Annotated in this window: 16 protein-coding genes and 2 pseudogenes; 17 read left to right on the forward strand and 1 reads right to left on the reverse strand. The window is 39.4% G+C overall.

Going from position 1 to position 12,668, the window contains the following annotated elements; all coding sequences use genetic code 11:
* Positions 1-9: 9 nt before the first annotated feature.
* The 13 genes and pseudogenes from AU377_RS02545 to AU377_RS15615 form a co-directional block, all read left to right on the forward strand.
* A pseudogene (locus tag AU377_RS02545) lies at positions 10-807 on the forward strand (ribonucleotide reductase N-terminal alpha domain-containing protein); the annotation flags it as partial.
* 328 nt (positions 808-1,135) lie between these two features.
* A pseudogene (locus AU377_RS02550) lies at positions 1,136-2,899 on the forward strand (vitamin B12-dependent ribonucleotide reductase); the annotation flags it as partial.
* Between the two features lie 184 nt (positions 2,900-3,083).
* Positions 3,084-3,938 (forward strand): AAA family ATPase, encoded by an 855-nt coding sequence (locus AU377_RS02555; protein ID WP_067403611.1) that lies wholly within the window; start codon positions 3,084-3,086, stop codon positions 3,936-3,938.
* Between the two features lie 27 nt (positions 3,939-3,965).
* The gene (locus tag AU377_RS02560; RefSeq protein WP_067403614.1) at positions 3,966-4,304 is read left to right on the forward strand and encodes a hypothetical protein; all 339 of its coding nucleotides are present in this window, start codon (positions 3,966-3,968) and stop codon (positions 4,302-4,304) included.
* 116 nt (positions 4,305-4,420) lie between these two features.
* Positions 4,421-4,633, forward strand: a complete 213-nt coding sequence (locus AU377_RS02565) for a hypothetical protein (protein WP_156450351.1) — start codon at positions 4,421-4,423, stop codon at positions 4,631-4,633.
* A 150-nt stretch (positions 4,634-4,783) separates the two neighbouring features.
* Positions 4,784-5,203: a hypothetical protein gene (locus AU377_RS02570; protein ID WP_067403617.1), complete on the forward strand. Its 420-nt coding sequence runs from the start codon at positions 4,784-4,786 to the stop codon at positions 5,201-5,203.
* 112 nt (positions 5,204-5,315) lie between these two features.
* Positions 5,316-5,720, forward strand: a complete 405-nt coding sequence (locus AU377_RS02575) for a hypothetical protein (RefSeq protein ID WP_067403946.1) — start codon at positions 5,316-5,318, stop codon at positions 5,718-5,720.
* Between the two features lie 104 nt (positions 5,721-5,824).
* Positions 5,825-6,295: a peptide-methionine (S)-S-oxide reductase gene (locus AU377_RS02580; protein ID WP_067403620.1), complete on the forward strand. Its 471-nt coding sequence runs from the start codon at positions 5,825-5,827 to the stop codon at positions 6,293-6,295.
* Positions 6,296-6,541: 246 nt separating this feature from the next.
* Positions 6,542-7,183: an HD domain-containing protein gene (locus AU377_RS02585; protein ID WP_067403621.1), complete on the forward strand. Its 642-nt coding sequence runs from the start codon at positions 6,542-6,544 to the stop codon at positions 7,181-7,183.
* Between the two features lie 127 nt (positions 7,184-7,310).
* Positions 7,311-7,694 carry a hypothetical protein gene (locus tag AU377_RS02590; RefSeq protein WP_067403624.1) on the forward strand — a complete coding sequence of 128 codons (384 nt, stop codon included), beginning with the start codon at positions 7,311-7,313 and terminating at the stop codon, positions 7,692-7,694.
* Between the two features lie 94 nt (positions 7,695-7,788).
* Positions 7,789-8,223, forward strand: a complete 435-nt coding sequence (locus tag AU377_RS02595) for an SMI1/KNR4 family protein (protein WP_067403626.1) — start codon at positions 7,789-7,791, stop codon at positions 8,221-8,223.
* A gap of 128 nt (positions 8,224-8,351) precedes the next feature.
* Positions 8,352-8,687: a hypothetical protein gene (locus AU377_RS02600; RefSeq protein WP_067403629.1), complete on the forward strand. Its 336-nt coding sequence runs from the start codon at positions 8,352-8,354 to the stop codon at positions 8,685-8,687.
* A 106-nt stretch (positions 8,688-8,793) separates the two neighbouring features.
* The gene (locus tag AU377_RS15615) at positions 8,794-8,967 is read left to right on the forward strand and encodes a hypothetical protein (RefSeq protein ID WP_172794010.1); all 174 of its coding nucleotides are present in this window, start codon (positions 8,794-8,796) and stop codon (positions 8,965-8,967) included.
* A gap of 122 nt (positions 8,968-9,089) precedes the next feature.
* Here AU377_RS15615 and AU377_RS02605 read toward each other — a convergent pair whose 3' ends face one another.
* Positions 9,090-10,070 (reverse strand): DUF1385 domain-containing protein, encoded by a 981-nt coding sequence (locus AU377_RS02605; RefSeq protein WP_067403952.1) that lies wholly within the window; start codon positions 10,068-10,070, stop codon positions 9,090-9,092.
* Between the two features lie 258 nt (positions 10,071-10,328).
* On the opposite strand from AU377_RS02605, the gene AU377_RS02610 reads away from it, so the two are divergent.
* From AU377_RS02610 to AU377_RS02625, 4 genes are all read left to right on the forward strand, one after another.
* Positions 10,329-11,387: a Xaa-Pro peptidase family protein gene (locus tag AU377_RS02610; RefSeq protein WP_067403632.1), complete on the forward strand. Its 1,059-nt coding sequence runs from the start codon at positions 10,329-10,331 to the stop codon at positions 11,385-11,387.
* A 20-nt stretch (positions 11,388-11,407) separates the two neighbouring features.
* Positions 11,408-11,965: an elongation factor P gene (gene efp / locus AU377_RS02615; RefSeq protein WP_067403634.1), complete on the forward strand. Its 558-nt coding sequence runs from the start codon at positions 11,408-11,410 to the stop codon at positions 11,963-11,965.
* A gap of 107 nt (positions 11,966-12,072) precedes the next feature.
* Positions 12,073-12,282 carry a SpoIIIAC/SpoIIIAD family protein gene (locus AU377_RS02620; protein ID WP_067403637.1) on the forward strand — a complete coding sequence of 70 codons (210 nt, stop codon included), beginning with the start codon at positions 12,073-12,075 and terminating at the stop codon, positions 12,280-12,282.
* On the forward strand, positions 12,283-12,660 hold the full coding sequence (locus AU377_RS02625; protein WP_067403640.1) for a hypothetical protein: 378 nt from the start codon (positions 12,283-12,285) through the stop codon (positions 12,658-12,660).
* Positions 12,661-12,668: the final 8 nt, after the last annotated feature.

Here is a 12,668-nt window from a genome sequence, read left to right on the forward strand (position 1 = left end):
GATGCGTCGATGGTAGTTGTATCGAAACGCCAAGAGCCTATGTTGGACAAATCGCAATTGAATTCGGATATTGTGAATTTCCCGCAAGTGCATCCAATTACAGCAGACATGAAAATTGAACATAGCGGGGTGTCACGTCTCGTTATGATCGACAGGTATTCGTTTAAAGATACCGAGAAGAAAACGTTGAAAGTTGGCGACTTTGTCGTCCTGACTGTGAAAGAAGATCCAAAGTTTCCGGCACGCGGATTAGGATTTATCACAGCACTTGACTTAGAAAATGGAAAAGCAGACATTTGGATTGAACCTGAATACCGATCTGCAATCGATAATCCGGAGGAACAAGAAACAGGCATCATCAACCGATCATTGGACGTTGTTGAAAAGCCGCTTGAAGTGTTTTATGAACAAATCGCCAAGCGAAATGCAACAGGACTTGCATCTGTTGAAACGACGGAAGGAAAGCGTCAGGAATCATTTGAGTTATTTTATAACCAACTGTCAGAACTAAATTTTGTTCCGGCGGGTCGTGTTTTGTACGGTGCTGGATCTGACACAGATGTAACGTTCTTTAACTGTTATGTCATGCCGTTTGTAGCGGATTCTCGTGAAGGGATTTCGGATCACCGGAAACAAGTAATGGAAATTATGAGCCGGGGCGGCGGCGTTGGGACGAATGGTTCGACATTACGTCCACGTAATACGCTCGCACGCGGTGTGAATGGTAAATCCTCCGGTTCTGTATCTTGGCTTGATGACATTGCGAAATTGACGCATCTTGTGGAGCAAGGTGGATCGAGACGTGGTAGATCAATTTGTGTGCCTCGTCTATAAATAAACCTCGTGAATTGCTGGAAACTCTTTGATGACTTGTCGGCTACAACGTAATTGGAAACGATAAGCGTGAATGCTCAAAAACGACAAGGGGATAAAGACAATCAGCAGCCAAGCTCCTTTAAAATGGAGAAGGTCCAACGGCCATCGAAAGCACGCTTTAAAAGCGGAAGCGAGTAGAGTAGGAATCAAGCGATTCCCAAGTGCGAGGGTACTCAGTTTGAGTACAAGAGATGGTCTGAACTCTAGGGTGACTTAGAGAGTTGATGTAGCGAATCAACGTAACAATTGGTAATATTTGGCACAAATGATCATGTTAGCGGACTGGCACCCTGACATCGTTGAATTTATTATTTCTAAAATGCAAAATCCCCGTATTCTCCGTTATTTGTTGGAAAATACGAAAGACGAGCTGATTCAAAAGCTTGCGAGTGAAAAGTTGAAATTTAAACCGTTAACAGCACAGGAAGATGCGATGTATCAAGGTATTTTAAACTACCGTGCAATTCCAGGGATGGGCGGTTTTAATGAAGCGATTATGCGAGACGCTGAAACGAAACTGCGCGACGGCGGAACTTATTCGGTCCACAATCCAGAGTTCTTGACTGGCGCGAACATTTCCATCACTTTGACGGACGATTTTATGAAAGCTGTTGAAGAAGATGCTGAATACGAGCTTCGTTTCCCAGCGGTGGAAAAATATACGCCTGAACAAATGGCGGTTTATAATGAAGAATGGCACAAGATCGGTGACGTGCGCGAGTGGGAAAAGCTCGGTCATGAAGTGCGTGTGTACCGTACGATGAAAGCACGCGATCTGTGGGATTTGATCAACATCTGCGCAACCTATTCCGCAGAGCCTGGCATATTTTTTATCGATAACGCAAATAACGAAACAAATGCCAAGGCATATGGCCAGCAAGTTGTAGCGACAAACCCGTGTGGAGAGCAGCCACTTGCACCTTATTCTGTCTGTAATTTAGCTGCAGTCAACCTTGCTGAATTCGCGGATAAAGACGCGAAAACCGTTAACTATGAAAAACTAAAAGAAACAGTTCGTGTCGGGGTGCGTATGCAAGATAACGTTATCGACGCGACACCGTATTTCCTTCCTGAAAATAAAAAACAAGCACTTGGCGAACGCCGCGTTGGGCTAGGTGTCATGGGGCTTGCGGATCTTCTTATTTACTGTGAAAAAGAGTACGGTTCAGAAGAAGGAAATGAACTCGTCGATAAAGTATTCGAGACGATCGCAACGACTGCGTACCGTGAGTCGATCGAACTTGCAAAAGAAAAAGGATCATTCCCATTCTTGATCGGCGAGACAGACGAAGAAACAAAAGCGCTTCGTGAAGCATTTATCAACACAGGCTTCATGAAAAAAATGCCGGAAGATATCCGTCAAGGGATTTTAGAACACGGCATTCGGAATTCCCATTTACTTACAGTTGCGCCAACTGGCAGCACTGGAACAATGGTTGGGGTCTCAACCGGCCTTGAACCCTATTTTTCTTTCACGTACTACCGCAGTGGGCGTCTAGGGAAATTTATTGAAGTCAAAGCGAAAATCGTTGAGGAATATTTGGCGCGCAATCCTGAAGCGGATCCAGATAACTTGCCGGAATGGTTTGTGTCTTCTATGAGCTTGGCGCCTGAAGCGCATGCAGATGTACAGTGCATTATCCAGCGTTGGATCGACAGCTCAATTTCCAAAACAGTAAACGCACCGCGCGGCTATACGGTGAAGCAAGTAGAGAGCGTTTATGAGCGTCTGTATAAAGGCGGCGCGAAAGGCGGCACGGTCTATGTCGACGGTAGCCGTGATTCCCAAGTGCTGACGCTGAAAGCAGAAGAAAACAACTTAGATGCGGACGTAGAAGAAGTGATCGAAACGGAACCAAAAATTGTGCTTGTGAACACGATCCAAGATTTGCGTTCCACAAACGTAACGATTGGCTCTGAAGTAGGAAACACTTGTCCAGTTTGCCGTCAAGGAACGGTCGAAGAAATGGGCGGTTGCAACACATGTACAAACTGTCAGGCACAATTGAAGTGCGGTCTATAATAGAAAATAATAAAAAAGGTATGGCTTTAGAATAAAGTTGAACCGTTACACCCCTTTAGATAAAATTGTCTGAAGGGGTGTTTTCTATGCCCAAAAGAACAGAACATCTAAAATTAATAAAAGGACACTTGTGGAATATGCAAAGATAATCGTGTGCTTAATGGCAATTCTAAAGGGGGAAATTATGATTTATTTACATGATTTTTCATTTCCAAGTGAGGATATGGAATTTTACTTTTTTATGAATATTAAAAGAACATGCTATGATTCGTTTTATCCATTTAAAGTTTTATCAAGAAAAGGGTTGGAAACGATTGTCTTTGAGCCGGTGACGATTTTTTATGGTGGAAATGGTTCGGGGAAATCTACTGCGCTCAATGTGATCGCAGAAAAAACAGGGATACAACGTGATTCTATCTATAATAAATCTAATTTCTATCCTGATTATGTCGACATGTGTGAGCTGCGGTGTAAAGCGGACATTCCAGAGCATAGCCGGATTATTACGAGTGATGATGTCTTTGACTATATGTTGAATATCCGGAATCTCAATGAGGGAATTGACCAAAAGCGGGAGGAAATTTTTGAAGACTATTTGGATGCGAAATATGCCCATTTTCAAATGAAATCTTTGGCAGATTACGAACAGTTGAAGAAAGTGAACGCAGCTAGAAGTAAAACGCAGTCTCGTTTTGTGAGAAATGAATTGATGGACAATGTAAGGGAATATTCGAATGGGGAAAGTGCATTTTTGTATTTCACGGAAAAAATTGGCGACAATGGGCTTTATATTTTGGATGAGCCGGAAAATAGTCTTTCTCCAAAACGTCAAATGGAATTGGTGCAGTTCATCGAAGACTCCGCCCGTTTTTTTGGCTGTCAGTTTATCATCTCCACACATTCTCCGTTTCTGTTATCCATGAGGGAAGCAAAAATTTACAACCTGGATGAAAATCCTGTCAAAGTGAGACACTGGACGGAATTAGAAAATGTCCGTACCTATTATGAGTTTTTCAAAAAACATGAGAATAAGTTTTAGCTGTAAATGCGGCAGGAGGTAATTTCAATGGATAATAAAAAACTGACACAATTTACATTAGTGGATGTGATTGAAAGGAAAATACATTTCACGAAAACAAATACCATTTTTGATAAAAAAGACTTTGAGAATGATAATGAAGGCGCACTATTGGCTTATCATCAACTGCTGGCGGATGCCAAAGAAATGAATGAGAATGAATTTGTAAGTAAGTATCTAGGGATGATTAAAAGACTTTCCGAGCAATTTGAAAACGATGAATTTAAAGATGAAAAAGAAATAGAAAAAATGTCTGGATACAATAATGCAATTGTATCTGTTCTAAAATGTATAAACCCGATTTATGAGTATGATTTAGATAATTAGTTTACGCTAAAACTTTTATCCAACAAATGGACATCAGTATTCCGGAATCGGGCGCAATATGTAATAAGAAAATTTACTGACTGTTAGACTATTACAAAAGAAAGTAAGGTTCAAGTATGAAAACTACCAGCCAAAAAATCCAAAATCTGTCCATTAAATCTTTGGAATCGACTGTTAACAAACTTTCAAACGCTTATGAAAGCATGATTGAAAAAGGGTCAAATACAACGCTTGTCAAAAAAAGACGAGATGCTGTAAAAATCGGTTTGGAAAGCCTTCAAGACGATTGGATTGGGGGCGGTTTTTACTGGAAACTTATAACTTATTAAGGGCGTATCAATAGCAGGGCAATGGATCAGAAGAATATATTCAGGTGCTATACTTAAATAGCATCTTCGTCAATCGGGTGAGATTGTAGGATAACTTAGTGTGGAATTACGGTACAAAGTCGAATTTAAGGGAAAAGGGGGGATAAAGAAATGAAGCCAGTTATCTATGTAACCACCAGTATTGTTAGCAGTTTGATATTTGTACACCTGATCTCATTAAGTTATTTTGATTCATTTAATTACTTTGAACTAATGGATTTCCTGGTGATATGGGGTATGTTTATATTACCAGTCTTTCTGATTGGTGGTTTTATTGCTGGATGCGTGGATTTCTGGCTTCAGGAGTTTTTTAAAGCAAGAAAATACCTTATTTCTTTAACTGTATTTATTTTTGTGGGTATACTTTGTAACATTTATGCATTGGGGCATTGGATCAGGAACGGATGGGACGATGGGGTTATGGAGTACCTAATTTTAGGGATTTCGGGTTCCGTTCTTTATTTTCATATTTGGCTGTTATTGAATAAATTAGCCATTAAGACAAGAACTAATTTACTGGGACAGTCTTAAAAGTATGATCATCTATATGAAGCAAGCGGGCGCTTATCTGTAATAAGATCGGCGCCCAATATTGAAGAAACGGGCCAATTAATGGAAAAAACAAGAGATGAGTGATTGGAAAATGAACTTTGGCGAATTGATGAAGTGGGAAGGATATATTTACTTAGAGAAATTATTGGAACCTGAAGACAATTCATTACGATTGCTTATTAATAGAAGTAGGATCGATAATGAAAGTGAAGATATTGAACATTTACCGATGGTTCAACTAGATTTTGAATCATATATTTCATATTCTGTGATCAATGAATCTTTTGATCGAATAGACGAAAAAGAAAAATCAAAAGGAAAAATATTTCGGATATATACTAAATCGAATTACTTAGACTTTATCAAATTAGCCACCAACGAAAGAGACGATATATGTCCTTTTGAAAATTACGTACATTATCAATTTCCCTGCTTAAATCACACTATTGATGTTATATCTTTTGATAAACCCGGAATAACTGTAGTAACAGGTTAACAAATTAGTACCATACTTCCATTATCGGGCGCGGAACTGGAAGTATGAACTGGTCTCCATTCTTAGAGTGTTGGGCCATTTTGTTATATAAGGGGGAGTACAATATGGAAGTAGTCTATTTTGCAGGTGGATGTTTATGGGGCGTACAAGCTTTTATCAAAACTTTACCTGGCGTTATACATACAGAGGCGGGAAGGGCTAATGGAACAAGTCATACACTTGAGGGGGATTATGATGGGTACGCCGAATGTGTAAAAACGGAATTTGATCCCACGGTTGTAACAATTAGGGAATTAATGGGGTATTTCTTTGAAATCATTGATCCCTACAGTTTGAATAAACAAGGACAGGATGTTGGCGTGAAATACAGAACAGGCGTATATAGTGAAAAGCCAGAACATTTAAAAGAGGCGAAGGCATTTCTTAGTGAGAGAACTGATGTTGACCGTATCGTTGTTGAAGTATTACCGCTTACAAACTACGTGAGAAGTGCAGAAGAACATCAAGATCGGTTAACTAGGTATCCAAATGATTATTGTCATATTCCGGAAAAACTATTAAGTAAATATCAGTAAGGAAGAATAGTATAAGGTGGTTTATGGACTCTGTAGTTTTCGGAAATGCTGCACGATTTTTATATTAAATGCTTGATTAGAGGTATTCATCCCGATCCTGCATACTTTAGTCAAGATAAGGTAAAGTATTGATAGACAATGCTTAAATTGAACATAGCGCTGTTCGCAAAAGTATTCAATAATCGTGGGATTCTGGTCGTATGTTCCATACGATCGCCCTAAAAGTAAAGAAAGGTGATGAATAGGATGGGTGTACATCAATATTTTAAAAGCTTATCTGATTTAGAACAAATTATTCGTTGTCCAGGAAAGTTCAAATATCAGGAGCATTCCGTCGCGAGTCATTCATTTAAGGTGACAAAAATTGCTCAATTTCTTGGAACCGTCGAAGAGGAGGCTGGGCAGAAAGTGGATTGGAGGCTCCTTTATGAAAAAGCATTGAACCATGATTATGCGGAACTTTTTACAGGAGATATTAAGACGCCTGTAAAATATGCGTCGAAAGAGTTGAAGCGGCTATTTAGCGAAGTAGAGGAAGAAATGACAAGAAAGTTTGTAGAAAAGGAGCTTCCACCTGAGTTTCAATCCATTTATTTGGAGCGTTTTAAGGAAGGTAAAGATGAAACGTTAGAGGGGCGTATTTTATCTGTTGCTGATAAAATTGATTTGCTTTATGAAGCATTTGGTGAAATTCAAAAGGATAACCCGGAGCCATTGTTTATAGAGATCTACGAAGAAGCATTAAGGACAATCCTGCTGTTTCAAGATATGAACTGTGTAGAGTACTTCCTAGAACATATTCTTACGGATATGCTCAATGAACGTTTCACTGAACATGGCGAGCTGACGGGCATTGCAAGGCGGATCATTCAAGAGCATAAAGGTTAAAAGATATACATTATTGTGTGAGTGACTGTCGTCAATCTCTAATCTAGCTAGTTCGCAATCGGGCTAAATTGCTGAATCTAATTACAAGCCATAAACGTCTAAAATAAAGGATAAAGGAGGTATAGTGATGAGTATTCCGGAAATTATTGTCCTGTTACTGATTTATAGCGGTATGCTTATTTTCTTTTTAGTTCCATCTGCCAAGAAGGAAAGTGAAAAAGTGCATAAAGAACAATCAACCTTTCCATTTATTTTTAAAGACAACTTAGCTAAAATGTTTTTTCAAAAAAAAGCTGTATTAGCTTTAGCGTTGTTTGGAATTGCGTTATTCAGTATCCACTCGGTATTTGCTGGCGCAGAATGGCACTATAATGCGCATAGCGGCTATCCACCGATTAGTTACGGATCATCAGCATTATTTACTATGAGCGGAACGATAATATATACAGCCATGCTCTCGCTGGCACTTGGATATGTGAGGACGATAAAAAGTATGAAGAATGCAAAGTAACAACAAACGGGCGCATTTGGAATTAGTGCCGTACTTCAAACAGGCCAACTTGTTAAAGAATAAGTGTCCACACGATTAAGGAGATGTTGCAAAGATGTGGATAGATTATGTTAATGCTATATCAAATGAATACTCTTTCAATCCACCAGCTTCTAAAGCTGAAATAAATTCAATTACGGTGGAATTAAGCGTTGAGGTACCGGAAAAGTTGTTAGAATTGTATAACGAAACAAACGGAGTGTTTGACAGTTTCAATTGCCCTTTAATATGGTCAACTTCACAAATCGTAAAAGATAATTTGTTTTTTAGAAACTTTGAAGACTATAAAGATATTTATATGCCATTTAATCACTTGTTCTTTTTTTCTGACAATGGATGCGGAGATTTATTTGGATACAGAATATTAAATGGGACTATTCAAACGGAAGATATTTATGTATGGAACCATGAAAATGATAGTAGGACGTGGGTTGCTTCATCATTAGAAAAATTTATTAAGGGTTGGATTACTGGGGAGATTACAACGTAAGGCGAAGTTATTTATTATAAAGAAAAGAGCTTATAATCCTATCAATGGTATTCAATAACCGGGCGCACTTCCATAGTGAGGATCTGACCTAATCAAGTATTAAGAGTGGTTATTAAGGTGGAAGTAAAGTGAAGAAACTATTGGCTAATTTATTTTATTTTGCGGGGGCATTGGCTTGGACGTATGGATTTCAATGGATTCTAGTATTGTGGGTTGGCAGTGTGCGCTTTACAGCTGCCGGAGCGCCGCCTGGTGATATCGGTATTGGTTCAAAACTTATTTATAGTATTGGTGTCCCGCTGTTTCATTTCTTTTTTTTAACTATTCTTTTTCTTTTGTACCGCTTTATTCTCAATGAATTTAGTATTGAATTAAAAAAGGTAGTTCCGATTATTTTTAACGCAATGATTACTTTGTACATAATGTGGCGTCTTGTATATGTTGTATTTGACTATCATCTTTAAACTTTAATTTTCGCAAGCGGGCGCGATAATGGAATAAGAAAATGCGCCCTTTTTAAAAAATAAGGCTGTATTGTGAGGCAATGTCTGTAAAAACGGAGGTGGAATAATGGGGAGTGCATCAGTAGTGGCTTTGTTTTCATTATTATTTACAATTATTTTACCAGTTGTAGTACTGATTTTTATTTTAATTTGGATGTACCAAATTAAATCAAGCAATGAAACACAGGTTAACCAGAACCAAAAAATTATTCAGCTATTGAAAGAACTAAATGATAAGTAATATGGAAATAAAGTATTACTCTTCAACAATCGGGCAGTTATATTGAAAACTGGATCGCAGAACAGGATCAAACCTTACTTTGAAACCAAAAACGGAAGGCACCGTAACAGCGCCTTCCGATTTTAATTCACAGGAATTGTCGACGAAGATTCAGATGCGGAACTTGGAACTGTTTCCAACACTTCAACCCCGTAATCTTCAATTTCCAATAATTTTTCAAAAGAAGCAATCGCGACTTCTACTTGCGTATCGTCCGGCTCTTTCGTTGTAATGAGCTGCAGCCATAGGCCTGGATACCCCAAATATTTTAATACAGGGATATCACGCACAGCATTCGTCAGTTGCAACACTTCAAAAGATACACCGAGCACGACCGGAATGAGTAAAATACGGTTGACTAAACGAAGCCAGAGCGGGTCCGTTGGTACAAGGAAGTAAATAAACATTCCGACGATGACCGTAAACAGCATGAAACTGCTGCCGCATCGATAATGTAATCTTGATTGCGCCTGGACGTTTTCCACTGTTAAGGGCATCTTGTTTTCATACGCATTAATGACTTTATGCTCCGCCCCGTGGTATTGAAACACACGTTTAATGAGCGGTGTCATCGAAATTAAAGAGACATAACCAAGGAGCAGAATAAGCTTAAACAAACTTTCAAGCAAAATTTGCGCTGTTTTTCCTGGCGCAATCGATTGCAGCGCCTCTGCTAGGAAAACGGGAACGAGTGTAAACACGAACTTCCCAAATATAAAAGATAAAATCCCAACAACCGCCACGCCGAGGATCATTGTTAACTTTGACGGTTCTTCAGCCGGCTGACTTTCTTCTTCTCCGGGCATCACATCGTATCGGTCTGATGAAAAGGTCAAATGCTTCGACCCAATACCCGCAGACTCGATCAATGCGACAATGCCTCTTACGAACGGAATTTTTTTCAATTTCGTGCGCAATTCATTTTTTTCTTTTCGTAAATGAAAATATTCAATAGAATCGTCTTTTCGACGAATGGCCGTTACAGTATGATCTTTTCCTCCAAACATGACACCTTCAACGAGTGCTTGGCCTCCGTATGCAGGAGATCGTTGTCCTTTACTCATTGTCATCCCACACTTTCTTTCAACTTACAAAATCTTATTCCCTTATTGTACTAAAAATTAAGGCTGCGCTCCACTTTGGAGGTTGTTTTTATTGAAACTAATTTTTCATTAAAATTTCGAATTGGTTGATACTAGTTGAAAGTAAGAAATAAGTTGCTCCGAAAGTACGATATGATAAAATAAGGTAGAAAACGGTTAAGGAAAAAACGACCAAAGAAACATTTCCTTTCCATTTGAATGAAATGGGGTTTTTGAACAGTGAAACTGACAAAGTTGCGGGAAGCACTAAAAGAGCATAGTGTAGACGCATTGCTGATCACCAATCCGTACAATCGTCGCTATATGACGGGATTCACCGGTTCAGCAGGTGTGGCGCTCGTTTCGATGACCGATGCTGTGTTTATTACAGATTTTCGGTATACAGAACAAGCGGAAAAACAAATTGAAGGCTATCGAATTGTAGAACACAAAAAAACAATCATTGAAGAAGTCGCCGAACAAGCGAAACAAATGAATGTTCAAACGATTGGCTTCGAAAAAGACCACATGCCATTTGGTACATACGAACAATATCATGAAAAAGTAACAGCCGATCTCAAACCTGTTTCAGGCATTGTGGAAAAACTTCGCATGGTTAAAACAGAAGATGAGCTTGTCATCTTAAAGCAAGCCGCCAAAATTGCAGATGATGCGTTCACGCATATTTGTTCGTATATTAAGCCCGGCATCACGGAATTAGACGTGGCGACTGAATTAGAGTTTTTCATGCGTAAGCAAGGCGTAACTTCCTCATCGTTTGACATTATTGTCGCATCGGGAATTCGCGGTGCATTGCCGCATGGTGTCGCTTCATCTAAGAAAATTGAATCAGGCGAACTTGTTACCTTGGATTTCGGTGCACTTTACAACGGTTATATATCGGACATTACACGTACCGTGGCAGTCGGTGAACCATCTGAAAAGTTAAGGGGAATTTACGATGTGACACTCGCTGCACAAGAACTGGCATTAAAAATGATTAAACCGGGTATGACGGGCATAGAAGCAGATGCATTCGCACGCGACTATATTAAATCTAAAGGGTACGGTGAGCAATTTGGCCATTCAACGGGTCATGGAATTGGACTCGAAGTTCATGAAGGCCCTGCACTGTCGTTCCGTTCAGAAACTGTTTTGGTGCCGAACATGACGGTAACAGTAGAACCAGGCATTTATTTACCAGGCATTGGCGGCGTTCGAATTGAAGATGATATACTGATCACGGCAGATGGCAACGAACGCTTAACCCATTCCACAAAAGAATTACTCATTCTATAATCACAATTGGAGGAAACAACATGATTTCAGTAAACGAATTTAGAACAGGACTTACAATCGAATTTGACGGCGACATTTGGCGTGTGATGGATTTCCAACACGTGAAACCTGGTAAAGGAGCAGCGTTTGTTCGCTCCAAACTGCGTAATCTGCGCACTGGAAACGTCAATGAAAAAACATTCCGTGCAGGTGAAAAAGTAGAAAGAGCACAAATTGACAACCGACGTATGCAATATTTATACGCAAATGGTGATGACCATGTATTCATGGACAATGAATCTTACGAGCAAATCGAACTGCCATCTAGCCAAATCGAAGAAGAGTTAAATTACCTGAAAGAAAATATGGAAATTCATATTATTTCTTATAAAGGGGAAGTGCTCGGCGTAGAGCTTCCAATTACAGTAACACTCGAAGTAGTCGAAACAGAGCCCGGTATTAAAGGCGACACAGCGAGCGGCGGCTCAAAGCCGGCGAAAATGGAGACAGGACTCACAGTTCAAGTGCCATTTTTCGTAAACGTTGGCGATAAACTAATTATTAATACTGAAGAAGGCGAGTATGTGTCACGCGCATAATCGATCTATTGCATTCCAAAACACTTTGTTCCTTGCAAAAAGGAGCAAAGTGTTTTTTCATATCTAAAACCATTTGTACATAGGTTGGAGCATGGGGGGAGTACACGATGGAATTGACGGATCTATTACGAATTGCCGGAATTGGCCTTGTCATTGGCTTATTACATATTTTCTTCGAGCAAACCGGCAAAAAAGAATTTTCCTTTTTTCTATTTTTCTTAGCTTACATTTATATTACAGCCGAAATGCTTCGCTTCCTTAGAATTTTCTTCACGGAAATCTCTGAGTTTTTCCAATGGCTGTCCATGACGGTGTAAATGATCACACTATTTCAAGTCATCGTTGTATTTCTAGTTCTCCTCTTACTTTCATTTGCGGCACCGAAATTGCATCCTATTTTATATGTCTCTATTTTTTTCTTTTTTCTCTTACATTTATTGATCACTGTCATTATGCCTTTTGGCAAGACGTTTGCTAAATTGTTCGAACCGTTGCCAGATCCATTCGCGAAGCTGCTCATCGGAAGTGTTCTGCTTTACTATTTATCGGAATTGATCGCGAAGCATATGGCTGAAGCGGGCTATGCTTCGCTCGCTGCGCTCTCTCATTTCGCTGTAAAAATTGCCATTCTGACACTATGGATTCAGCAAACATCGGCCGTAATTAAACTACTTTCATCGCTACTATCTAAATGAATGGACGG

The sequence above is a fragment of the Sporosarcina sp. HYO08 genome (assembly GCF_001563475.1).
Classification (GTDB): Bacteria; Bacillota; Bacilli; order Bacillales_A; family Planococcaceae; genus Sporosarcina.

Excerpts from the sequence above, each read along its gene's own strand:
- AU377_RS02555 (WP_067403611.1), top strand. The coding sequence starts at position 3,084 with ATGATTTATTTACATGATTTTTCATTTCCAAGTGAGGATATGGAATTT.
- AU377_RS02560 (WP_067403614.1), top strand. The coding sequence starts at position 3,966 with ATGGATAATAAAAAACTGACACAATTTACATTAGTGGATGTGATTGAA.
- AU377_RS02565 (WP_156450351.1), top strand. The coding sequence starts at position 4,421 with ATGAAAACTACCAGCCAAAAAATCCAAAATCTGTCCATTAAATCTTTG.
- AU377_RS02570 (WP_067403617.1), top strand. The coding sequence starts at position 4,784 with ATGAAGCCAGTTATCTATGTAACCACCAGTATTGTTAGCAGTTTGATA.
- AU377_RS02575 (WP_067403946.1), top strand. The coding sequence starts at position 5,316 with ATGAACTTTGGCGAATTGATGAAGTGGGAAGGATATATTTACTTAGAG.
- AU377_RS02580 (WP_067403620.1), top strand. The coding sequence starts at position 5,825 with ATGGAAGTAGTCTATTTTGCAGGTGGATGTTTATGGGGCGTACAAGCT.
- AU377_RS02585 (WP_067403621.1), top strand. The coding sequence starts at position 6,542 with ATGGGTGTACATCAATATTTTAAAAGCTTATCTGATTTAGAACAAATT.
- AU377_RS02590 (WP_067403624.1), top strand. The coding sequence starts at position 7,311 with ATGAGTATTCCGGAAATTATTGTCCTGTTACTGATTTATAGCGGTATG.
- AU377_RS02595 (WP_067403626.1), top strand. The coding sequence starts at position 7,789 with ATGTGGATAGATTATGTTAATGCTATATCAAATGAATACTCTTTCAAT.
- AU377_RS15615 (WP_172794010.1), top strand. The coding sequence starts at position 8,794 with ATGGGGAGTGCATCAGTAGTGGCTTTGTTTTCATTATTATTTACAATT.
- AU377_RS02605 (WP_067403952.1), bottom strand. The coding sequence starts at position 10,070 with ATGAGTAAAGGACAACGATCTCCTGCATACGGAGGCCAAGCACTCGTT.
- efp (WP_067403634.1), top strand. The coding sequence starts at position 11,408 with ATGATTTCAGTAAACGAATTTAGAACAGGACTTACAATCGAATTTGAC.
- AU377_RS02620 (WP_067403637.1), top strand. The coding sequence starts at position 12,073 with ATGGAATTGACGGATCTATTACGAATTGCCGGAATTGGCCTTGTCATT.
- AU377_RS02625 (WP_067403640.1), top strand. The coding sequence starts at position 12,283 with ATGATCACACTATTTCAAGTCATCGTTGTATTTCTAGTTCTCCTCTTA.